General features: G+C 68.4%; 13 protein-coding genes. 1 reads left to right on the forward strand and 12 read right to left on the reverse strand.

Translation table 11 applies throughout. The features are described 5' to 3' along the window. Positions 1 to 10 precede the first annotated feature (10 nt). The 12 genes from FKV24_RS05175 to FKV24_RS20025 form a co-directional block, all read right to left on the reverse strand. Positions 11 to 469 (reverse strand): hypothetical protein, encoded by a 459-nt coding sequence (locus tag FKV24_RS05175; RefSeq protein ID WP_141481616.1) that lies wholly within the window; start codon positions 467 to 469, stop codon positions 11 to 13. 290 nt (positions 470 to 759) lie between these two features. Continuing rightward, positions 760 to 2064 (reverse strand): citrate synthase, encoded by a 1305-nt coding sequence (locus FKV24_RS05180; RefSeq protein ID WP_141481617.1) that lies wholly within the window; start codon positions 2062 to 2064, stop codon positions 760 to 762. 336 nt (positions 2065 to 2400) lie between these two features. Beyond that, entirely contained in the window at positions 2401 to 2646 is a 246-nt protein-coding gene (locus FKV24_RS05185) for a type B 50S ribosomal protein L31 (protein WP_141481630.1), read from the reverse strand. A gap of 91 nt (positions 2647 to 2737) precedes the next feature. Next, complete coding sequence (locus FKV24_RS05190; protein WP_111267416.1) at positions 2738 to 3700, reverse strand: nucleoside hydrolase; 963 nt, start codon at positions 3698 to 3700, stop codon at positions 2738 to 2740. A 54-nt stretch (positions 3701 to 3754) separates the two neighbouring features. Beyond that, a complete protein-coding gene (locus FKV24_RS05195) occupies positions 3755 to 4903 on the reverse strand; it encodes a glycoside hydrolase family 71/99 protein (RefSeq protein ID WP_170288220.1) in 1149 nt (382 codons plus the stop codon). Continuing rightward, positions 4900 to 8367 (reverse strand): GH92 family glycosyl hydrolase, encoded by a 3468-nt coding sequence (locus FKV24_RS05200; RefSeq protein ID WP_141481619.1) that lies wholly within the window; start codon positions 8365 to 8367, stop codon positions 4900 to 4902. The genes FKV24_RS05195 and FKV24_RS05200 overlap by 4 nt, the downstream gene beginning before the upstream one ends. Beyond that, positions 8364 to 9644, reverse strand: coding sequence for an AGE family epimerase/isomerase (locus FKV24_RS05205; protein WP_141481620.1), 1281 nt, complete (start codon positions 9642 to 9644; stop codon positions 8364 to 8366). Before FKV24_RS05205 ends, FKV24_RS05200 begins: the two co-directional genes overlap by 4 nt. Beyond that, the gene (locus tag FKV24_RS05210) at positions 9634 to 10653 is read right to left on the reverse strand and encodes a carbohydrate kinase family protein (RefSeq protein WP_141481621.1); all 1020 of its coding nucleotides are present in this window, start codon (positions 10651 to 10653) and stop codon (positions 9634 to 9636) included. The genes FKV24_RS05205 and FKV24_RS05210 overlap by 11 nt, the downstream gene beginning before the upstream one ends. A gap of 7 nt (positions 10654 to 10660) precedes the next feature. Beyond that, the gene (locus FKV24_RS05215; RefSeq protein ID WP_249040929.1) at positions 10661 to 11974 is read right to left on the reverse strand and encodes a sugar MFS transporter; all 1314 of its coding nucleotides are present in this window, start codon (positions 11972 to 11974) and stop codon (positions 10661 to 10663) included. 112 nt (positions 11975 to 12086) lie between these two features. After that, complete coding sequence (locus tag FKV24_RS05220) at positions 12087 to 13154, reverse strand: LacI family DNA-binding transcriptional regulator (protein ID WP_211371787.1); 1068 nt, start codon at positions 13152 to 13154, stop codon at positions 12087 to 12089. Positions 13155 to 13306: 152 nt separating this feature from the next. Beyond that, entirely contained in the window at positions 13307 to 15709 is a 2403-nt protein-coding gene (locus FKV24_RS05225; protein ID WP_141481623.1) for a GH92 family glycosyl hydrolase, read from the reverse strand. Positions 15710 to 16177: 468 nt separating this feature from the next. Continuing rightward, positions 16178 to 17728 (reverse strand): PKD domain-containing protein, encoded by a 1551-nt coding sequence (locus FKV24_RS20025; RefSeq protein WP_141481624.1) that lies wholly within the window; start codon positions 17726 to 17728, stop codon positions 16178 to 16180. 443 nt (positions 17729 to 18171) lie between these two features. Here FKV24_RS20025 and FKV24_RS05235 point away from each other — a divergent pair, with 443 nt between their 5' ends. Further along, a complete protein-coding gene (locus tag FKV24_RS05235; RefSeq protein WP_141481625.1) occupies positions 18172 to 21231 on the forward strand; it encodes a TonB-dependent receptor in 3060 nt (1019 codons plus the stop codon). Positions 21232 to 21349: the final 118 nt, after the last annotated feature.

Genomic DNA, 21349 nt, shown 5'->3' on the forward strand with positions numbered 1-21349 from the left:
GCCGCGACGCTTACTCGGGCATGATCCGGGCCGAATCGCCGGAACCCAGCACTCGCACGCGGGCACCGACCTGCAGCTTTTCGACCTCGCCGGCCTGGATCGCGGACTGGCTGCCGTCGTCGAAGCGGATCATCACCAGATACGCCGTGTTCCGCGCCTCGGCACGGTTCTCGGCGACCACCTCGGCGGTGTCGTCGACCGCACCGGAGGCCACGTCATAGGTGTCGTAGGCATGGTCGCTGCTGGAATTCAGCGCCGCGCGCCACAACGCGCGCTTGACCGTGCGTCCCACCGCCCGCGCGCCCGCCGACTGCGCCCGGGTCGTCTCCTGCGGCTGGGCCGCTTCGACCTGGATGGTCTCGATGTCGGTGATCACGCCGCTGCGGAAGGACATCTCCTGCGCCCAGGCAGCGGTCGAGGCCAGCAACAGGCACAGGGCCACGCCGAGGCTGCTGATCAAGGTTCTCATCATTCGTCTCCTGTCCATGGTGAGGTCCGGCCGCGGCGGCCCGTCGTCCAGGGAGGCCGGCGACGCGCGCATCACGCCGCGCACCGATGCACATCCCTGTACGCGACGGCGGCCCCTGGCCACCCGTCGCGCAGCGGATCATAGCACCGCCTTCCCGACCACGGACCGCCGCGACCGTGCACGGACGCGCGTCCGCGAACCCGGTCACGAACGCCGATGTCGCGGACAAAAAAACGCCCCGCGATGCGGGGCGTCGGTGTTGCCGGTGCGGCGGCACGGCCGCCGCGCGCTCAGCGCTTGTCGATGGCGACGTAATCGCGCGTGGCCGAGCCGGTGTAGATCTGGCGCGGACGGCCGATCTTGTTTTCCGGATCGACCTGCTGCTCCAGCCAGTGCGCGACCCAGCCGGCGGTGCGGCCGATCGCGAACATCACGGTGAACATCTCGGTCGGAATCTTCAGCGCCTTGTAGATGATGCCGCTGTAGAAGTCGACGTTCGGGTACAGCCTGCGCTGGACGAAGTACTCGTCCTTCAGCGCCGCCTCCTCCAGCTTCATCGCCACTTCCAGCAGCGGATCGTTGACACCCAGCTCGCCGAGCACCTTGTGGGTCATCTCGCGGATGATCTTCGCGCGCGGGTCGAAGTTCTTGTAGACGCGATGGCCGAAGCCCATCAGGCGGAAGCTGTCGTTCTTGTCCTTGGCGCGGGCGACGGCGGCGTCGACCTTGTCCGGGGTGCCGATCTCGGCCAGCATCTTCAGCACCGCTTCGTTGGCGCCACCGTGCGCCGGGCCCCACAGCGCGGTGATGCCGGCGGCGACCGAGGCATACGGATTGGCGCCGGTCGAGCCGACCAGACGCACGGTCGAGGTCGACGCATTCTGCTCGTGGTCGGCGTGCAGGATGAACAACAGGTCCAGCGCCTTCGCGACCACCGGGTTCATCTCCAGCGGCTCGCTCGGGACCTCGAACATCATGTGCAGGAAGCGGTTGACGTAGTCGAGGTTGTTGCGCGGGAAGCGGATCGGCCAGCCGATCGAATAGCGGTACGCAGCGGCGGCCAGGGTCGGCATCTTCGCCAGCAGGCGGATCGCGGCGAGACGACGCTGCTCCGGGTCCTCGAGGTCGAGGGTGTCGTGATAGAACGCCGACAGCGAAGCCACGGTCGCGGCCAGCATCGCCATCGGGTGGGCGTCGTACTGGAAGCCGTGGAAGAAGTTCTTCAGCCGCTCATGCATCATCGTGTGATGCGTGACCTCGTGCTCGAACCCGGCGAACTCGTCCTTGTTCGGCAGCTCGCCGTTCATCAGCAGGTAGGCGACCTCGAGGAAGCTGGACTTCTCGGCCAGCTGCTCGATCGGGTAGCCGCGGTACAACAGCACGCCCTGATCGCCATCGATGTAGGTGATGGCCGACTTGCAGCTGGCGGTGGCGGTGAAGCCGGGGTCGTAGGTGAAGCAGCCGGTCTCCTTGGGCAGACGGGCGACGTCTATGCACGGTGCGCCCAGGGTCGGGTGCTGCACGGGAAGGACGACGTTCTTGTCGCCGGCGGTCAGGGTGACCTCGGCAAGACCGGACTTGGTCGAATCGGACACGGAAGACTCCTCATGTCGACGTGCGGGCGAAGGCCCGGGCACGGATGGGGGACAGGATCACGGCCAGCCGGCCGGGTTTTAACCCGAGCGAGCCGTAACCGGGGAATTATCGCACAAGCGTTCAGAGTCGAAGCTCGGACCCGGGGACGGGGGCGTCGGATCCAGGCCCGCGACGCGCCTCGCTCCGATCCGGGCATCCAGCCTGCCACACGTATATGACGGCACGGCCGGCGGTCGTCGCGCGCGCACGCAAAAGACGACGGCCACCCTCAGGCAGCCGTCGTCCGGATACTGTCTCGATCGCGCGCGAAAACGCGCGACGCAGCGCGCGGCTGCTTACTTCTTGGCGTAGCGCTTGCGGAACTTGTCCACGCGGCCGCTGGTATCCATGATCTTGTGCTTGCCCGTGTAGAACGGGTGCGAAGCCGACGAGATGTCGACCTTGATCAGCGGATACTCGTTGCCGTCCTCGAGCTTTACGGATTCCTTGCTCTCGAGGGTCGAACGGGTCAGAAACTGGAAGTCGCTGGTCACGTCCTGGAACACGACTTCGCGGTATTCGGGATGGATGCCGGCCTTCATGGCACTCACCAAAGTAATCGGAGGGAAGCGGCGCAGTATAGCGACACTCCCCCACCGGCACAAGCCCGGCCGTGACCGCCGGCTTCCGCGTTCAGCCGGCCGCGGCCTGCGCCTCGGTCTCGGCCCCGATCGCGCCGCGGATCATCGCCTCGAACCGCGCCTGATCGTACTTGAGCAGGATCCGCACGTTGTCCGGACGGCCGCCCTGGCGGCGCCAGTCGACCACGGTCGCGCCACGGCTGTGGCGGCCCTCCAGCGCCACCGCCATCGGCCGCGCCTCGACCCGCTCGCCGCCGTCGGGCTCCAGCACCCAGGCCATCGCCAGCGCGTCGGCGCAGAACCAGCGGCTGCCGCGACGGTTCTCCGACCACTCCCGGGTCTGCCTGGAGATCGCCTCGTAAAAGCGGGCGCGATCGTTCGGCGCCGACAACCAGCCGCGCAGCTCGGCGTGATCGAGACTGTGCGCGACGGTGGCCTCCCAGTCGGCCAGGTCGGTCGTCGGGAAGGCGTCGAACACGATGTGCGCGGCCTCGGGATCAAAATGGATGTTGAACTCGGCCGCCGCGGTGATGTTGCCCTGCGCGGTGACCGCGCCGCCCATCACCACGAAGCGGGCGATCCGCTGCGGCAGGCTCGGGTCCAGCTTCAGCGCCAGCGCGACATTGGTCAGCGGGCCGAGCGCGACCAGCACCAGGCGGCCGGCGTGTTCGTGCGAGAGGCGGATGATCGCCAACGCCGCGTGCTCGGCCTCGGCGCTGCGCGCGGCCGGGGTGTAGCCGATGTCGCCGAGGCCGTCCTTGCCGTGCACGTCGGCGGCATCCGGCGCCGGGTGCAGCAGCGGGGTCTCGCAGCCGGCGAACACCGGCACGTCGCAGCCGGCGACTTCGCAAACCTTCAGCGCGTTGCGCACAGTGTGTTCGAGGCCGACATTGCCGGCGGCGATGGTGAGGCCGACCACGTCGTAACGCGGATCGTTGAACGCCATCAACAGGGCGAGCGCATCGTCGACGCCCGGATCGGTATCTATCAGCAGTGGGATCTTTGTCTTGTTCATCGCCCGATTATGCGCAGATTCGCACGACACGGGTAAGCGCGGCCCGGCGTTTCGTCACCGCGACGGCGGCGGCTGCAGGCCCGGCGGGTGCTTCGACAACCAGTATCGCGTGCGCCGCAGATAGTGATCCGGCGGCAATGGCGCGTAGTCCAGATAGTGGCGACCCGGGTACGTATGCGGCACCGCCGGCTCGATCTGGGTGCCCTCGTGCCATTCGTTGAACGAGGTGATCGCGACGTGGGTCGCGCCGCTCGCGATCGCGGCGGCGAACATGTCGTCGTAGTAGCGACCGCCGTCGCGATCGTGCGCATTGGCCCCGTTCCACGGCCGCACCCGCGCGTCGAGGTAGCCGGGGCCGACCGACGGAATGAAGCGCATGCCGTTGTCCTGCGCCCAGCGCTGCAGCGACGACCAGTGCGCCGGGGTGGAGCCGTAGCTGAAACCGCGGCTGGCGAAGTAGGTGTAGAAACCGTCGAAGCCGCCGTCGCGGAAGAACGCGTGCTCGTCGGCCCCGACCCACAGGCCGATCACGTCGGCGTCGAACCGTGTGCCGCGCAGGCTCAGATCGCCATCGGCCGTCAGCACTCGCGCCCAGTCGACGGCGGGGATCTGGTAGGAATCGTAGACGAAGAACAGCGGACGCCCGCTGTCGGGATCGCGGAACAGCGCCGGATGCGATCCGAAACGCTCGACGATCCGCACCATCGCCTCGCGCGCGGCGCCGATGTCCGGGCGCGCGGCGGGCTCGATCTGGAAGCACAGCCGCAGACCATGGCGGGCCGCGGCCTCGAACAACAAAGGCAGGCTGCGCGCGCTCGGATCGCCCTCGCCCAGCCAGGTGACCGCGACGATGCCGATGCCGGCCCGCGCGATCATCGCCATGTGCCGCTCGACGGTGTCCGGGTCGGCGCTGGAGTACTCGCCCAGCGCCGGATAGAAGTCGGCGGCGATGTCGCCATCCCCGGGTATCGGCGGCCGGTCCGGATCGTCCGGGTTGAACTTGAGCACCGGATGCGACCAGTGCAGGCGTTCGCCGTCGATCTCCGGGCTGCCGTACCAGTTGTAGTAGAAGACGATCGCGCGCGGGTTCAATGCCGTGCGGGCGTCCGGAAGCGGGCGGTGGGCGCAGGCGGCCAGCAGCAGCGCCAGTGTCGCCAGTACGGCCAACACCGGCAGCAGCGAGCGGCGCAGCCGCCGGCTCACTGCGTATCGGCCCTGTTTGGGGGATCGGCCTCGCCCAGCAGCTCGATCTCGGCGAGCGAGAACGATCCGGGCTCGCTGCTCGCCTCGACGACCAGCCGGTACCGCCTGTGGGTCGCCGGCGCGGCCAGTTGGAACGGCCGGGTGTGGCGCGCCCACTCGAAGGCCTCGCCGCGGCGGCGGTCCAGCACCTGCCAGGCGTCGCCGTCGTCGGAACCTTCCAGCGCCCAGTCGGTCGGGTGGCCGGCGCTGGCGCCGGAGGTCAGCGTGTAGAAGCTCACCGGGGCCGGGGACCGCGCGGACGTCCAGGTCACCGACACCGGCGACTCCCCCGGGAACACCGCTTCGGTGCGCGAGTCGTTGTCGAACAGGTCGTCGGCGCGGATACCGGAGCGATCGCTGGATGCGCTGCCGCGGCCGCTACCGGTGAGGTCGGCGATCGGCCTCGGTGCGGCTCCGGGCGCGGTCAGCGATGACGGCAGCGCCGACGTCTCACTCCCCCACTCCGTGGGCCTGGACGCCATCCGGAACTCGATCCGCCCGCCCTCGGCCAGCAGCCGGTGCGGGATGGCGGTACGGTGCCAGGGCCTGCCGTTGACGGTGACGCCGGCGACATAGACGTTGTCGCGGCCGTTGTCCGGTGCGCTGATCACCAGCTCCCGGCCATTGTCCAGATGCACGGTGGCGCGGGTGAACAGCGGCGAGCCGATCACCAGCTCCTCGCTGCCCATCTGCAGCGGATAGAAGCCCAGCGCGGCGAACAGCCACCATGCCGACGATTCGCCGTTGTCCTCATCGCCGGGATAGCCCTGTCCGATTTCCGAACCGACGTACATCCGCGCCAGCGTCTCGCGGACGATCTCCTGGGTCCGCCACGGCTGGCCGGCGTACAGGTACATCCACGGCACGTGGTGGGCGACCTGGTTGGAGAACCCCCACTGCCCCATGCGCACGTCGCGCGCTTCGACCATCTCGTGGATCACCCCGCCGTAGGAGCCGGGGAAGCGCGCGGTCTCGGAGGTGGCGAAGTACTCGTCCAGCTTGCGCGCGAGCCCGTCGCGGCCGCCGTACAGATTGGCCAGGCCCTGGCCGTCGTGCGGCACCAGGAAGGCGAAGCCCCAGCCATTGGTCTCGGTGTAGTCGTGGTCGTGTCCCCAGACCTCGGGGTCGTAGCGCTCGGCCGTCGACTTCCAGCGGCCATCCGCCGAGCGCCCCTGGAAGAAGCCGATCGCCGGATCGAACATATGCACGTAGTTGAGCGCGCGGTTGCGGTAGTAGGCGCTTTCCGCCCGCAGGCGCTCGCGCGCGACCGGGGGCGACGGCGCCTTCGCCATCGCCGCCAGCATGTTGGCGATGCCGTAGTCGTTGATGTAGCCCTCCAGTGCCCAGGACAGGCCCTCGCCTACCGTGCTCGGCACATAGCCGATGAACGGGGACACGTCCATGCCCTTGCGGCCGACGTTGTCGTTCGGCGGCGCGACAGCGGCATTGCGGATCGCCGCGGCGTAGGCGGCGGCCGCGTCGATGCCCTGCACGCCCTTCACGTAGGCATCGGCGAACGACACGTCCGAGCTGGTGCCGGTCATCAGGTTGGCGTAGCCGGGCGAGGACCAGCGCGGCACCCAGCCGCCATCGCGGTAGTGCTGCAGGAAACCGTTGACCATCTCCGCGGCCTGCCCGGGCGCCAGCAACGAGTAGGCTGCCCAGGTGGTGCGGTAGGTGTCCCAGAAGCCGTTGTTGACGTAGGCCTTGCCGTCGACGACCGCGGCGCCGGTGCGGGTGTCGGTGGTGCCCTCGGCGATGTCGGTGCCGGCGGAAGCCTGCACCGCATGACGCCACACCGGGGCCTCGTGGCTGCCGACGTTCTCGTGCGCCGAGTTCGGATACAGGAACAGGCGGTACAGGTTGGAGTACAGGGTGGTCAGCTGGTCGGGCGTGGCGCCCTCGACCTCGATCACCCCGAGCCGTGCGTTCCAGGCCTGGCGCGCGCGCTCGCGGACATCCTCGAAACCGTCGCGCTCGCCGATCTCCAGCGCCAGATTGTGGCGGGCCTGTTCGAGGCTGATCAGCGAGGTCGCGATGCGCATGGTGACGGTGCGCTCGCTGCCGGCATCGAAACGGAAGTAGCCGGGCACCTTGGCCCGCCTGCCCTGCCTGGCGTCGCCCTCGACGACCAGCTTGCCGCCGGCGACGACCGGGCGATCGAACTTCGCGTACACGTACATGCGCCCGGCGCCGTTGGACAGCCCGCTGCGGGTGTCGGTGTAGCCGCTCAGTTCGCCGCGCTCCGGCGACAACGACAGGCCGCCGCGGTCGTCGACGTTGTCGAAGATCAGGCTGGCGTCGTCGCCCGGAAAATGGAACCGGAACATCGCCGCATGGTCGGTCGGGGCGATCTCGGCGACGATGCCGTTGTCGAGTTCGACCCGGTAGTGGTGGGGCCTGGCGACCTCGTTCTCGTGCCGGAACGTCACCGCGCGCGCATCGCGGCGGGGGTCGGGCACGCCGCTGGCGATCGAAGGCATCACCTGGAAGGTCTGGCGGTCGCCCATCCACGGGCTGGTCTCGTGGCTCAGCGTCAGCGCTTGCAGACGCGGCCGGTTGCGCGCGTCGTTGCGGCGGGCGTACTCGTAGAACCAGCTCAGCGAGCCGGCATCGGTGACCGGCGCCCAGAAATTGAAGCCGTGCGGCAGCGCGGTCGCGGGAATGTTGTTGCCGCGCGAGAACGCGCCGGAGGAATGGGTGCCGCGGGTGGTCAGCACGTGGTCGGCGGGAGCCGCCGATGCGGCCGCGTCCGCAATCGGCCGGTCCGTCACCGCGATGTCGTCGATCCAGCCGCGGAAGTCGGCGGGGCCGAACGGCGCCTGCACGGCGACCAGGATGCGGGCGATGGTCCTGCCCGCGGCGACCTCGCCGATGCGCGACTGCTTGTGGTTCCACTGGTCGGTATACAGCGACTTCGACCCGCCCTGCCCGCGCGGCGACAGCCCGAAGCCGTGCTGGTCCAGGGCACCCAGGTCGGACAGCCGGGAGCCGTCGCTGAACTCCAGATCGACCGCGGCCCAGGTGCTGGGATAGCGCAGATCGTCGTCGATGAAGCGCGGGAAGATCCGGTACGACAGCTCGGTCGCGGCGGTCACCGGAATCGAGACGTCGAACACCGCCGCGCGCGCCGCACCGCCGCCCTCCGCGTCGATCCGGCCGGCGTATTCCAGCGAGCGCACACCGGTGAAACCGACCCCGGTGCGCGCGGTGTACGCCGCGTCGGGGCCGCCGGCGCGGCGCAGCGTCAGGGTCGCGCCCCGCGCCTCCTCGCCCCTGCGCGCTATAGGCTGCGGATCGCCGTCCTCGAACGAGGAGCCGAAACGCTCAGGCGCAGGCCCGGCGGACGCTGCCGCCGATGCCGGTTCCGACACCAGGCAGCCTGCCAGCCAGACGGCGATCAGGACGGCGCCGGCGGCCCTCATCCGCGCAGCACGCCCAGCACCTCGTGGCAGGCGCCCATGGTGTGGTAGTCAGTCTTGCCGGCCGGACTCTTGTCGTCGTCGTACTTGCGATTGTCGGCGTCGAGGATGCGATACCAGGCACCGTGCCGGTGATCGACCATGTGCGTCCACGCATAGGTCCACAGCCGCTGGTACCAGTCGCGGTACCCGGCCTCGCCGGTGCGCTTCGCCAGCAGGGCGGCGGCGGCCAGCGACTCGGCCTGGACCCAGAAGTACTTGTCCTCGTCGCAGGGATAGGCCGCGCCCTCGACCCTGGCGTTGCCGCCGGCGGCGTCGCGCAGGCCCTCGAACGCGAAGCCGTACACCATGCCGCCACGCGCCTCGTCCCAGGAGTGCTCGAGGGCGGTGTCGAACAGCCGGCGCGCGGTCGGCACCAGCCAGTCGGCCTCGATGCCGACGCCGGCGAGATGGCGGTCGAGGATCAGCAGCAGCTTCGCCCACTCGGTCTGGTGGCCGGGCTGGAAGCCCCACGGACGGAACAGGTGTTTGGGGTCGTCGAGATGGTAGGTCCAGTCGACGTTCCAGTCGGCGTCGTAGTGCTCCCAGACCAGGCCGCCGGCCTGCGCGGCCTGGCGCCGGGTCATGTGATCGGCAAGGGTCAGCGCGCGGTCGAGATAGCGGCGCTCGCCGCTGGCCTCGTAGGCCGCCAGCATCGCCTCGCACATGTGCATGTTGGCGTTCTGGCCGCGGTAGCCGCTGAAGTTCCAGTCGGCGTCGGCCTCGTCGCGGTACAGGCCCGGGTCCGGTTCCCAGAAACGCGACTCCAGCAACTGCCAGGTCTCGTCCATCCACTCGCGCGCCTGCTCGATGCCGACCTTGAGCCCGCACGAGTACGCCAGCAGCACGAAGGCCACGCCATAGCAGTGGTTGGTCGCATCCTCGACCTGGCCATCGCGCAGGGTCCAGGCGTAGCCGCCGGTCCGCGGGTCGCGGTGGACCTCGCGCAGGTAGCGCAAGCCATGCTGCACGGCGTCGAGGTACTGACCGGCCAGCGCGGCATCGTCGGCGAACTCGCGCGCCGCCATCGCATAGTTGAAGACGAAACGGGTGCTGCTGACCAGGTGGCGGTGGCCGCGATCGTAGACGCGGCCGTCGTCCTTGAAGTAGTGGAAGAACCCACCATCCGGATCGATGCAGCGCGGGTGATAGAACGCCATCGTCTGCGCAATGTGCGCGCGCAGCAGCTGCGGCGAGTGGAAGTCCGGCAACGCCGGTGACGCGGAGTTTTCAGGCGACATCGTCGTACTGTTCCTTGAGCAGTTGCTGTACTTGTGCGTGGGTCGGCATCGCCGCGAACGCGCCATGACGGGTGACCGCCAGCGCGCCGACCGCGGCGGCGAAACGCAGCGCCTCCTCGACCGCGACGCGATCGCCGACGAAAGCGGGCAGTCCCGCCGCATCGACACCGGCACCGGCCAGGTGGAACAGCAGGCCGCCGACGAAGGCGTCGCCGGCCGCGGTGGTGTCGAGCGCGCGCACCCGGAAACCCTCGAGCGAACCGCTGCCGGCGACGCCGCCGACATCGCGGCCGTACCAGTGCAGCGGCGCGGCGCCGTCGGTGACCACGAGCCAGCGGGTCGCGCCTTCGAGAATCTTCTCGCGAACCGCGCGTTCGCCGTCCTCGCCGCCGCCGAAGCCCGCGGCCAGGAACTCCAGTTCGTTGCGCGCGAGCTTGACCACGTCGGCCGCCTCCAGCGCGTTCCACAGCCGCGGTCGCGGATCGACACCGTCCGGCCACAGCACCGGTCGCAGATTCAGATCCATGCTGACCAGGGTGCCGGCGTCGCGCGCGATCCGCATGCCGGCCAGCGTGGCATCGGCGATCGCCGCTTCGGTCAAGCTGTTGGAACACACGTGGAACGCGGCGGCACCGGCGAAGCAGTCCGGCTCGAAGTGCTCGGCGCGGAACAGCAGGTCGGCGGCCGGCGGCCGGTAGAAGCTGAAGCTGCGTTCGCCTTCATGGTCGAGCGCGACGAAGGCCAGCGCGGTCTTGGCCTCGTCGGTGCGCACGATATGCGCGGTGCCGACGCCGGCGCCTTCCAGGCTTTCGAGCAGGAAGTCGCCGAACATGTCGCGGCCGAGCATGCCGACGAACTGGGTCGGCGCGCCCAGGCGCGCGGCGGCGACGGCAACGTTGGCCGGCGCGCCGCCGGCGTGCTGGATGAAGGCCCGCTCCGCCCCCGGCGTGGCCGAAGGCTGGGCGAGGAAGTCGATCAGGGCTTCTCCGAAGCAGACGATCTTGCGCATGTCGGCCTCAGTCCTTCGCCACCACGACGCCCGCCCCGCTCGGACCCGCTCCGGGCAGGCCCGCTCCACTCAGGCGCGAGCCGCGCCAGCCGTACCAGAGGATGTAGGCGTAGCACAGGATCGAAACGAAGAACGCGTACTGCAGGGCCCGGGTCTCGTCGCCCAGGCGCGCGTTGAACAGGTCGACGAACAGGCCCTGCAACGGCGGGATCACCGCGCCGCCGACGATCGCCATCACCAGCAGGCTGGAGGCCTTCTCGGTCATCGGCCCCAGGCGCTCGATCGCCAGAGTGAAGATGGTCGGGAACATGATCGAGTTGAACAGTCCGACCGCGACCACGCTCCACATCGCGACCCCGCCCAGGGTCGTCATCGTCACCAGCAGCAGCAGGATGTTCAGCGCCGCGTACAACGGCAGCATTCGGCGCGGGTTGGCGCGCATCAGCAGCGCGGCGCCGACGAAGCGGCCGACCATCGCCGCCGCGTGGTAGTAGGACAGGTACAACGAGGCGTCGCGCTCGCTCATCCCGCCGATGGTCGGCTGCGAGACGTACTTGACCATGAAGTGGGCGACGGTGACCTCGACGCCGACGTAGAAGAAGATCGCCAGCACGCCCCAGCGCACATGCGGCAGCCGCAACACCTCGGCGAAGCCGTGCGGACGGCTGTCGGCCTGCTCGGTGGCCTCGAACAGCGCCGGCAGGCGGAAGAAGTACACCGCCGCCGCCAGCACCAGCAGAGCCACCGCCACGCCGATGTAGAGCGGCTGCACGGTCTGCACCCGCTCGGCCGCCGGCAGCGCCGCCAGTTGCTCGGCGCTGAGCAGGGTCGCGCTGAAGATCAGCAGACCGGCGACATAGGGGCCGATGGTGTGGCCGAGCGAGTTCACCGCCTGGGCGAAGTTGAGTCGACTGGCGGCGCGTTGCGGCGCACCGAGCAGGCTGACGTAGGGATTGGCCGCGACCTGCAGCACCACCACGCCGGTGGCGAGGATGAACAAGGCCGGCAGGAACAGGTTGAAGGAGGCCATCTGCGCCGCCGGCAGCACCAGCAGCGCGCCGGCGCCGGCGATCAGCAGGCCGATCACGATACCGAGCTTGTAGCCGACCCGGGCCACCACCCGCCCGGCCGGCAGCGCCATCACGAAGTAGGCGCCGAAGAACGCCGAGTCCAGCAGCATCGAGCGCGCATGGGTCAGCTCGAATACCGACTGCAGGTGCGGAATCAGTACCCCGTTGAGCTCGGTGATGAAGCCCCACATGAAGAAGATCGCGGTCATTGCGATCAGGGCCATGCGGGTCCCGGAGGCGGTACTGCTCATGCCGGCGGGCGGATTTTCGAGGCGGGCGGGCGTGCTCGGCGTGCTCATATGGGGCGATGCTCTCCTGGTCGGTGCCGTCGCGACGGCACCGGATTGGGTCATGACAAAGGCTTCATGGCTGCGGCTCCCCGCAGCTGCCGCGCACCACCAGACTGACCGGGGCGACGGTCCTGCGGGGCGGCGCGTCGGGGTCGTGCACGCGTTCGAGCAGCATTTCCGCGGCCCTGCGGCCGCAGGCGCGCGGCTGCACGCTCAAGGTGGTCAACGGCGGGGTGGACAGGGCGGCCTCGCTGATGTCGTCGAAGCCGGTGACGGCGAACTCGGTCCCGGGGCGCACGCCGCGCGCGCGCAGGCCGAGCATCAGACCGAAGGCGACGTTGTCGTTGTAGCAGACCGCCGCGCTCGCGTCGGGCGCGCGCTCGAACAGTTCGGCGGTGCGCGCGGCGGCGTCGACGCGGGTCGGGCTGGATTCGACCAGCCAACCGGCCTCCGGCTCGATGCCGGCTTCGCGCATTGCCGCCAGATAGCCCTCGCGGCGCTGCCGGCACGAACTGGAGTCCGCATGGCCGCCGAAGAACGCGATCCGCCGATGCCCCAGCCCGAGCAGATGCTCGGTGGCCAGGCGCGCGCCGCGCTCGTTGTCGAGGGCGAGGAAGTCCCAGTCGTGACCGGCCAGTTCGCGGTTGAACACCAGCACCGGGGTGCGCGCGCCGATCAGGCGCAGCAGCACCGCACCGTCGCTGTGCTCGGCCGGTGACAGGATGATCCCGGCCGGCGCGTGCTCGACCAGCGAGGCCAGCACCGCTTCCTGCCGTTCGGGCGACTCGGCGGTGCTGCCGAGCAGGGTCACGTAGCGGCCCTCGCCCAGCGCCTCGTCGACACCGGCGGCGAACTCGGCGAAGAACGGGTTGGACAGATCGTTGATCACCAGCGCCACCGACGAGGAGGTCTGCCGCCTCAGGTTGGCGGCGGCGCGGTTGTAGACGTAGCGCTGGCGCTTGAGCTCGGCTTCGACCCGGGCACGGGTGTCGGCGTGGACCAGCGGGCTGCCGCGCAGCACCAGCGACACGGTCGCGCGCGAGACGCCGCAGCCCTTGGCGATGTCGGTGACGGTGACGGCCTTGCGCCTGGACTTGCTTGCGGTCATCGGAGGCTCCTTGATGCGTATCCCTGGATGCATCCGATTATTGCCGAAGTAGATCGATTCAAGGCGACCGCCACGGATCCTCCGCCCCGCCGCTGCCGCAGGCCGTCCCGCGCGCCCGCGCAGCGGCGTCGGTGCCGCTGCGACATCGCGTTGGAAGCCCATGACCGGCATCGCCCGTCGCGCCCTCAGCTGCCGGCGCCGTTGGTCGCGCACACGGCCGCCGGACGGCTGGACGCGGCAACGCCCCAGTCCGACGGCTCGGCGCCCAGCTCGATCTCCAGCTCGCCGCCCGCGCGCAGCCGCGACCAGTCCAGCCAGACCCGTTCGACCGGCTCGCCGTTGAAGCGCACCTGTTGCGGATAGCGCGGCCCCTCGCCGCCCGCGCCCGGCGCGCGCACGCTCAGGGTGCGGCCGTTGCCCAGGTCGAGCTCGATCCGCTCGAAGCGCGGCGCATGCAGCACCAGCTCGCCGCTGCCCGGCATCAGCGGGTACAGACCGACCGCGCTGAACAGATACCAGGCCGACATCGTGCCGAGGTCGTCGTTGCCGGTCACCCCGTTGGGCGCATTGGTGAACAGCGTCTGCGCCGCGTGCAGCACCGCCGAAGTCTTCCACGGCTCGCCGAGCAGGGTGTACAGCCACGGCGCGTGCAGGTCGGGCTCGTTGTTGGGGTTGTAGCGGTACTGGTTGTAGTAGCTGTACGGCCCGACCACCCATTGCTTGCGCGCGGCATGGGCCGGGTCGGCGAGCAGCGCGTCGTAGGCGAAGAAGGTGTCCAGGCGCTTCAACGCCGCCGCCTCGCCGCCCATCGCCGCCGCCAGACCCGGGACATCCTGCTGCGCCAGCCACTGGTACTGCCAGGCGGTGCCTTCGTGGAAACCGTGGTTGGAGCGCGGGTCGTAGCCGGCATGCGGCGGCGTGTACCAGCCGCCGTCCTCGGTGCGCGGCCGCGGGAAGCCGCGGAAGCCGGTGTCGTCATCGACGACCGAGGCGTCCCAGATGCTGCGCCAGTTGCCGCCGCGCGCGCGCAGGGCCGCGGCCGCTTCGCCCTCGCCCAGCGCCTGCGCCATCTGCGACAGCGAGCAGTCGGCCAGCGCGTACTCCAGCGTGGCCGAACCGCCGTGATGCGGGTCGACATCCATGCCCTTGGACGGGAACGCGCGGTCGTAGGTGACGAAGCCGTGGGCCAGGTAGTTGTCGTTGCCGGCACGGCCCTGCGCACGCGACATCGCCGGCGGACGCCCGCTGGCGTTCTGCCACAGCGCCTGCCAGGCCTGTTCCTCGCGGCCGTCGAGCGCACCGAACTTCCACAGATCGACCAGGAACGGCGTGACCGGATCGCCGGTCATGATGTTGGTCTCGAAGTTGGCGTAGCCCCAGCGCGGCAGCCAGCCCATCTGCTCGTGGATCTTCAGCACCGAACGGGCGATGTCGCGCGAGCGCTGTGGACGCAGCATCGCCAGCAGCTGGTTCTGCGAGCGGTAGGTATCCCACAGCGAGAAGTACTCGTAGTAGGTCCAGCCGTCGGCGACGTGGATCTCGTCGTCGTAGCCGCGGTAGCGGCCGTCGGCATCGTTGCCGGTCAACGGTTGCAACAGGGCGTGATAGAGCGCGGTGTAGAACACCGTGCGGTCGTCGTCGCCGCCGCCGGCGATCCGGACCGTGGCCAGCTCGCGACGCCAGGCGTCCTGTGCCTGTTCGCGCATCTCATCGAAGCCGAGCAGACGGCCGTCGCGCCTGCCCTCGGCCTCCAGGTTGCGACGCGCGCCTTCGGCGTCGACGTGGGAGATCGCGCTGATCGCGGTGACGCTGCGCGACGGACCCAGGTCGAAGCTCAGCCAGGCGCCGTTGGGCACCTCCCACTGCGCGCCCATGCTGTGGCGCGAGCCGGGGACGCCGCCGTCCTTGTCCCAGGTGCCGAAGGCCTTGAACGGGCGATCGAACTCGAGCCGGAACCAGGTCGTGTACTGGCGCCCGCCGCAGAAGCTCTTGGTGACCAGCTTGCCTTCCACCGCACGATCGCCGACGACATGGACGACGCTGCCGACGACCTCGTGCTTGGCGTTGGCCTGGCCGATGTTGACCAGTACGTGGCCGCTGTCGCTGCCCGGCGCGAAGGTGTAGCGCTCGGCGGCGGCGCGGGTCAGCGCGGTGGCCTCGGCGTCGATGCCGCCGCGGTCGGTCAGGCGCACCTTGTAGTAGCCGGCCTGGCCGATCTCGCCGTCATGGGCATACTTCGAGCCGTAGCGGGTGTGGTCGAAGCTGGCGGCGTCGGCGGTATCGAAGTCGCCGTCCGGGCCGATCGTGCCGGTGACCGGCAGCACCGACACCTGGCCGCCCTGCTCCCAGCAGCCGGCGCCGGAAATGAAGGAATGTCCGAAGCCGTGGATCTTCGGGTCGTCGTAGCGCCAGCCCGAGTAGTGCTCGCCGATCGGCGACACCTGGATCAGGCCGAACGGCGCCGACGCACCGGGGAAGGTGTTGCCGTCGTCCTTGCTGCCGATGAAGGTGTTGACCGTCGCGGCGAGATCCGCCGCCGACGGCGTCGCCGACACCACTGACGGCACTGCCAGCACGGCCGCGAGCATGAGCGCTCGAAGCGGCGGGCGACGGTTCGGACGGTCTGGCGACGGGCTTCGGGGCACGGCTCACCTCTGGGTCTGGGCGGCGGCCAACCGGCAACCGCGTGGTTCTGCGACAGAGTTCTGCGACAAAGTTCTGCGACAAACAGGTCGAACTGGACCGGACCGGCTCGATCGGGAGTCGCCCGCCCGCTGCGCCTGCAGCGCCCCCTGGGAGAAAAACGAGCCCGGTCGTAACCGGGCTCCAACCCGAGGGAGGGGGAAAACGGATTTGTCACGATCTAAATTCCGGCCCGAGCGAAGGGCACCTACCCATGTCCCCGCTCAACTGGATCGATCTAAATCAACCACAATCGGCCCGGCCATGCATCGTGCACCGCAACATCGATCGGGTCACACCGACACCTCCCGCCCCTCTCCCAGGGCAGCCGGATGGGCGATCCGCCCCGCGGATCGCCCATCCCCGGGCCCGGATCAGTAGACCTCGAACTCGTAGATCCGCGCGGCCGGATCGCCGTTCTGGGTCGGCGTTGCGATGTTGAGCCTGACGTAGCGGGCGGTGACCGGCTGGATCGGATGGCTGACGACGCTGGCGGTGTTGTCGCCCACCGAGACCACCGTGGTCCACTTCGAACCGTTGCCGGACACCTGGATGTCGTAGCCGCGGGTATTCCAGGCCGTCGATTCGCCACCGGCGCCGGCGTGCTTGACCACGAACTGGCCGACGCTCTGCGAGACCCCCAGGTCCACCCGCAACCACTTCGACCCGGCCAGGCTGCAGAACTTGTCGCCGTTGCCGCCGGAGACGCTGCCGTTGACCGCCTTGTCCGGGCTCTCGCTTGAGTTGCAGGAGGCCGAGCCGGTGGCCGGCCGATTCAACGCCAGATTGGCCGCGCCGACCACGAGGGTGTCGGTGCGCGAAGCGCTGGCGCCGTCGTCGTCGGTCACCGTCAGTGTCACCGTGTAGCTGCCGGCGCTGGCATAGGCATGGCTGGGCGTCGCCGACGTCGAGGTGCCGCCGTCGCCGAACGTCCAATGGCGCGAGACGATGCTGCCGTCGCTGTCGCTGGAGGTATCGCTGAAGTCGACGCTCAATCCGTTGACGCTGGCCTGGAAACTCGCCTGCGGCGGCGCGTTGGCGCCGACCGCGACATTGATCGCGTTGGCGTAATCGGCGCTGGTGCCCTGCGCCCAGCAGGCCTGGATGTCGTCGTACAGCCAGATGAAGCCGCCGACGATCCCGGCGGAGTTCTTCCAGTTGCTCATCTTGCTCTGCACCGTGGCCGGGCTGTCGCCGGAGGCGCAGCCGCTGCCGTGACGCGACCACAGCCCCGGATCGACGGTCATGCCCAGCGCATTCGACCAGGTCGACGGGTTGTTGCCGGCGCCGCCGTCGTAGGCCTGCAGATGGATGCCGTCGACCTTGCCCGACAGATTGCTCGCCAGGCTCTGCCAGTAACCCATGTTGGTGTACGGCGCCAGGGTGATCGAGTAGCCCAGCTCCCACAGCATGTTGCCGAACTGGGTCGACGAGGCGAGGTCGTAGGTGCTCTCGTCGTCGAAGTCGATCGCGTCGGCGCCGGTGATCTGCTTCAGGGTCTGGAAATTCCGGTACAGCACGCTGTCCGGCCCGGTGCCCTGGGCGGCGATCAGGTCCTTGATGTTCTGGAAGTCGCCGGTGCCCCAGCCGCCGACCGAGGCCTCGATGCGGGTGACCGAGGTCGGCGCCTGCTTCAGCGTGGCCAGGCGCGAAGGCCAGCCCGGATCGCCGATATAGGTGCCGTCGGTGATGATCGGATCGTTGTTGTAGTGCAGGTCGCCATTGGCGTGCACGTGCACGCCGAACAGGATCACCGTGGTGAAGCCCGATCCGCGCAGATCATCCATCACCGCCTGGCCGCCGTTGTAGAACGGACCGCCGCCATAGACCGCCGAATCGGCGGATGCGGATGGCGAAACGAGCCCCAGACCAAACGACGCCGCGACCAACCATGCGCCACGCAACAACGGGTTACGGTCAAACATAGGTGCCTCCTTGTCAGGCTGTTCGAAGGGCCTGCCCGTCCTGCCCGGCAACACGGACAAGTTGTTTGAATCGATCTAAATTCATGACGAAGATGGATCGATCCAAAGGCCTTATACGCCCGCCCTCGCACGAGCGCCAAACCCGACCGCCGACAGGCGCCTGCGCACGCCCTGGCCGCAAGCACCCGAGCGGGTCGAACCGCCCGCCTCATATTGCAAAGCAGCATGCATGTCGCCGCGCCCTGTGATAAATCTAGGCCCGCGACGCATTGGATCGATCTAACCCGCCACCCCCGGGAGAGGGGGGCAGGCCGAATGTCCGCAAGACGGACAGCGCAAGCCGGCAGACACAGGGGGTGCCTGATGGGGATCGACGCCGCCCTCGTTTTGGATCGATGTAAATCGCTCGTTCGAGGCCACTCAACCTGGAGAGGGAGATTGAGATGTCACATACGTATTTCCGGAACTCGCTGTCCGCGGCCATCGCCATCGCGCTGACCGCGGCCACGGCGGTTCCAGCCGTTGCCTTCGCCCAGGAGGCCGCGGAAACCGCGTCGTCCGACGAGGCCACCGATCTGGATGCGATCGTCGTCACCGGCTACCGCTACGCGATCGAGGAAAGCCTGGAGCAGAAGCGCAACGCCAACGCGATCGTCGAGGTCATCACCGCCGAGGACGTCAGCAAGTTCCCCGACAAGAACGTCGCCGACGCGCTGCAGCGCGTGCCCGGCGTGGTGATCACCCGCGACGGTGGCGAAGGCAAGAGCCTCAGCGTCCGTGGCCTGGCGCCAGGACTCACCCTGACCCAGTTGAACGGCAACTTCATCGCCTCGTCCGAGAGCAACGACGAGGCCTCGCGCTCCTTCAACTACACGCTGATGCCGGCTCACATGCTGTCCAGCGCGGAACTGTTCAAGACCCCGGAAGCACGACTCGACGAAGGCGGCATCGGCGGCACCGTGATCCTGCATACCCGCCGCCCGCTGGAGATGGAGGCCTATTCCGGCTTCGTCTCCGCCGAGGGCACCTACTCCGATACCAGCAAGACCACCGACCCGCAGCTGTCGGGCATGTTCTCCTGGCACAGCGACGACGACCGTTTCGGCTTCCTGGTCGGCGTCAGCAAGCAGGAGCGAACCGCCCGTCGCATGGAGGTCAGCACCGAGAGCTGGCAGTGGTATCGCGACAACGGCGCCACCGAGCCGCCGGTCGACGTCAACGGCAAACAACTGGACGACGTCTCGACCTTCTGGGGCGGCTCCGGTTTCAACGACCAGAACGGCAACCACTATTCCGGCTTCTTCATGCCGACCTCGGTCAACTTCGGCGTGCGCGAGGAAAAGCGCGAACGCAAGGGCACCCAGCTGACCTTCCAGTTCAAGCCGACCGACGACCTGACGCTGACTGCCAACTACTTCCGCTTCGACCTGCAGGGCGACTACGCCTTCAACCAGTTGAAGATCCCGGAGTGGAACCTGGCCCGCATCGCCTGGGACGGCAACTATCCGGGCGGCCGTCTGCTCAACGGCCTGACCTTCGATCCCAGCGGCACCATCGTCACCGGCGCCGAGTACGAGAAGATCGCCGGCAAGACCTACTACTGCAATGAGGACGACGCCGCCGCGGGCGGCCAAGCGCCGGGCGGCTGGGGCGCGGACGACTGCACCGTGCCGACGCCGCAGCTGACCGGCGGCTACAGCCGCGAGAAGACCAAGTCGGAAACCTTCGACGTGGCGATGGAATGGAACGCCACCGACCTCCTGCGCATCTCCGCCAAGGCCGGCCGGACCCAATCCTCCGGCGGTCCGTCGATGAACTTCCGCATGTCCGCCAAGCCACGCCGCTTCATCAACGGCGCTTGGCAGGCCGGCAATACCTTCAGCTCCTGGGACCTGAGCGGCACGCCAACGGCGACGTTCTCGCCCGATCTGCAGGAGCAGCTGATGGCCGGCGTCGCCGAGATCGACCTGGGTTCGACCGACTCGTCCTGGAAGGAAACCAGCATCGAGCAGGACTACTTCCAGGTCGACGCCACCAAGTTGTTCCTGTCCGGCTGGCTGGAATCGCTGCAGTTCGGCGTCAAGTTCCGCGACGGAAGCGTCCACCGCAATACCGGTAACACCTACTGGGTCTGTCCGGGAGCGGATCCGGACGACTACGACATGAGATACCAGACCGGCTGCGATCCGGAGGCGGGCATCGCACAGGCGGGCTTCTTCCTGGGCAGCCCGATCGGCAACATTGCCGGCGGCTTCAATGCGAACGTGTTCCCGGGCATCAACTACCAGGCCTACATCGACTATTTGAACAACCGCTACGGCGGAGCCCAGCGCCGCCGCGAACCGGACTTCATCTACAACGTCGACGAGGAAATCCATTCCGGCTACGTGCAGGCCAACTTCCGTACCGACCGCCTGCGCGGCAACTTCGGGCTCAGGCTGGTGCACACCAACCAGCGCGCCGAATCCACCGATTCGATCGAGAAGCTGATATCCCTTCTCGGCAAGGATGCCAACGGTAACTTGCTGCCTTGCGATCCCAACAACCCGCCACCGGGAGCGGCCTGCCAAGGCGGCTTCGTGTGGGCGCCAGTCACCGAGAAGACCTTCGCCCTGGCATCGTTGGACCGCAGCTACGACGACGTCCTGCCCAGCTTCAACATCGCCTGGGAAATGACCGACAACCTGGTGCTGCGCGGCGCCGCCTCCAAGGTCATCGCACGTCCCGCGTTCACCTCGATCGCCAGTCCCGGCGGCCTTCAGTTCGTCAGCCAGGAATACAGCGACGACCGCGGAGTGATCGGCGGCAGCACCAACCCGGGCTGGTATGGCAGCGGCAGCAACAAGGACTTGGAGCCGTTCGAAGCGATCCAGTACGACCTCGGCCTTGAGTGGTATTACCGCCCGGGTGCGGTCGTCGGTGTCGGCCTGTTCCGTAAGGACGTGGAGAACTTCACCCTGCCGGCGGTCTTCGACCAGCAACTCGAGATCGACGGCCAGACGGTGACGGTCCAGGACTTCTCGACTATGGTCAACGGTCGCGATGCCGTCTCGCAGGGCGTGGAGCTGTACGCACAGCACAGCTTCGACTTTGGCCTCGGCTTCCAGGCGAACTACACCTACAACGACACCAACCTGGCCGCCGTCGTGCTCTCGAGCGGCGAGAAGATAGGCAAGTCGCCGCTGCTCGGCAGCGTCAAGAACCAGGCCAACTTCACCGTCTTCTACGAGAACGACAAGTTCCTGGCGCGGGCGTCGTACAACCGCCGCGGCGAACGGATCGGCGGTCTGATCGACGGCTTCAACGTCTACTCCGACCCCTACGAGCAGATCGACCTGAACTTCGGCTACAACATCCTGGAAAACCTGACCTTGACCGCTTCGGTTCTGAACCTGACCAAGGAAGAGGAGCGCTCATACCTGGGCAACGACACCAAGGACCGCCTGTACTCGAACAACTACTCCGGCCGCATCTACTATATGGGCCTGACCTACAAGTTCTAGGCTTCCCCCTCCCCCTCGTGCCCGACGGCACGAGGGGGACTTACATTCACGCCGGGCGGGTCCATCGCGGACCTGCTCCGCGGTACCGGGCCCCGCGCAGGATGTGACCAGGTCTGCG

This window comes from Marilutibacter maris, assembly GCF_006546735.2.
GTDB lineage: Bacteria > Pseudomonadota > Gammaproteobacteria > Xanthomonadales > Xanthomonadaceae > Marilutibacter > Marilutibacter maris.

Bases quoted from the DNA above. Each gene is read 5' to 3' on its own strand.
- FKV24_RS05175 (WP_141481616.1), bottom strand. From the start codon at position 469: ATGAGAACCTTGATCAGCAGCCTCGGCGTGGCCCTGTGCCTGTTGCTG.
- FKV24_RS05185 (WP_141481630.1), bottom strand. From the start codon at position 2,646: ATGAAGGCCGGCATCCATCCCGAATACCGCGAAGTCGTGTTCCAGGAC.
- FKV24_RS05190 (WP_111267416.1), bottom strand. From the start codon at position 3,700: ATGAACAAGACAAAGATCCCACTGCTGATAGATACCGATCCGGGCGTC.
- FKV24_RS05200 (WP_141481619.1), bottom strand. From the start codon at position 8,367: ATGAGGGCCGCCGGCGCCGTCCTGATCGCCGTCTGGCTGGCAGGCTGC.
- FKV24_RS05205 (WP_141481620.1), bottom strand. From the start codon at position 9,644: ATGTCGCCTGAAAACTCCGCGTCACCGGCGTTGCCGGACTTCCACTCG.
- FKV24_RS05210 (WP_141481621.1), bottom strand. From the start codon at position 10,653: ATGCGCAAGATCGTCTGCTTCGGAGAAGCCCTGATCGACTTCCTCGCC.
- FKV24_RS05215 (WP_249040929.1), bottom strand. From the start codon at position 11,974: ATGAGCAGTACCGCCTCCGGGACCCGCATGGCCCTGATCGCAATGACC.
- FKV24_RS05220 (WP_211371787.1), bottom strand. From the start codon at position 13,154: ATGCATCCAGGGATACGCATCAAGGAGCCTCCGATGACCGCAAGCAAG.
- FKV24_RS05225 (WP_141481623.1), bottom strand. From the start codon at position 15,709: ATGCTCGCGGCCGTGCTGGCAGTGCCGTCAGTGGTGTCGGCGACGCCG.
- FKV24_RS20025 (WP_141481624.1), bottom strand. From the start codon at position 17,728: ATGTTTGACCGTAACCCGTTGTTGCGTGGCGCATGGTTGGTCGCGGCG.
- FKV24_RS05235 (WP_141481625.1), top strand. From the start codon at position 18,172: ATGTCACATACGTATTTCCGGAACTCGCTGTCCGCGGCCATCGCCATC.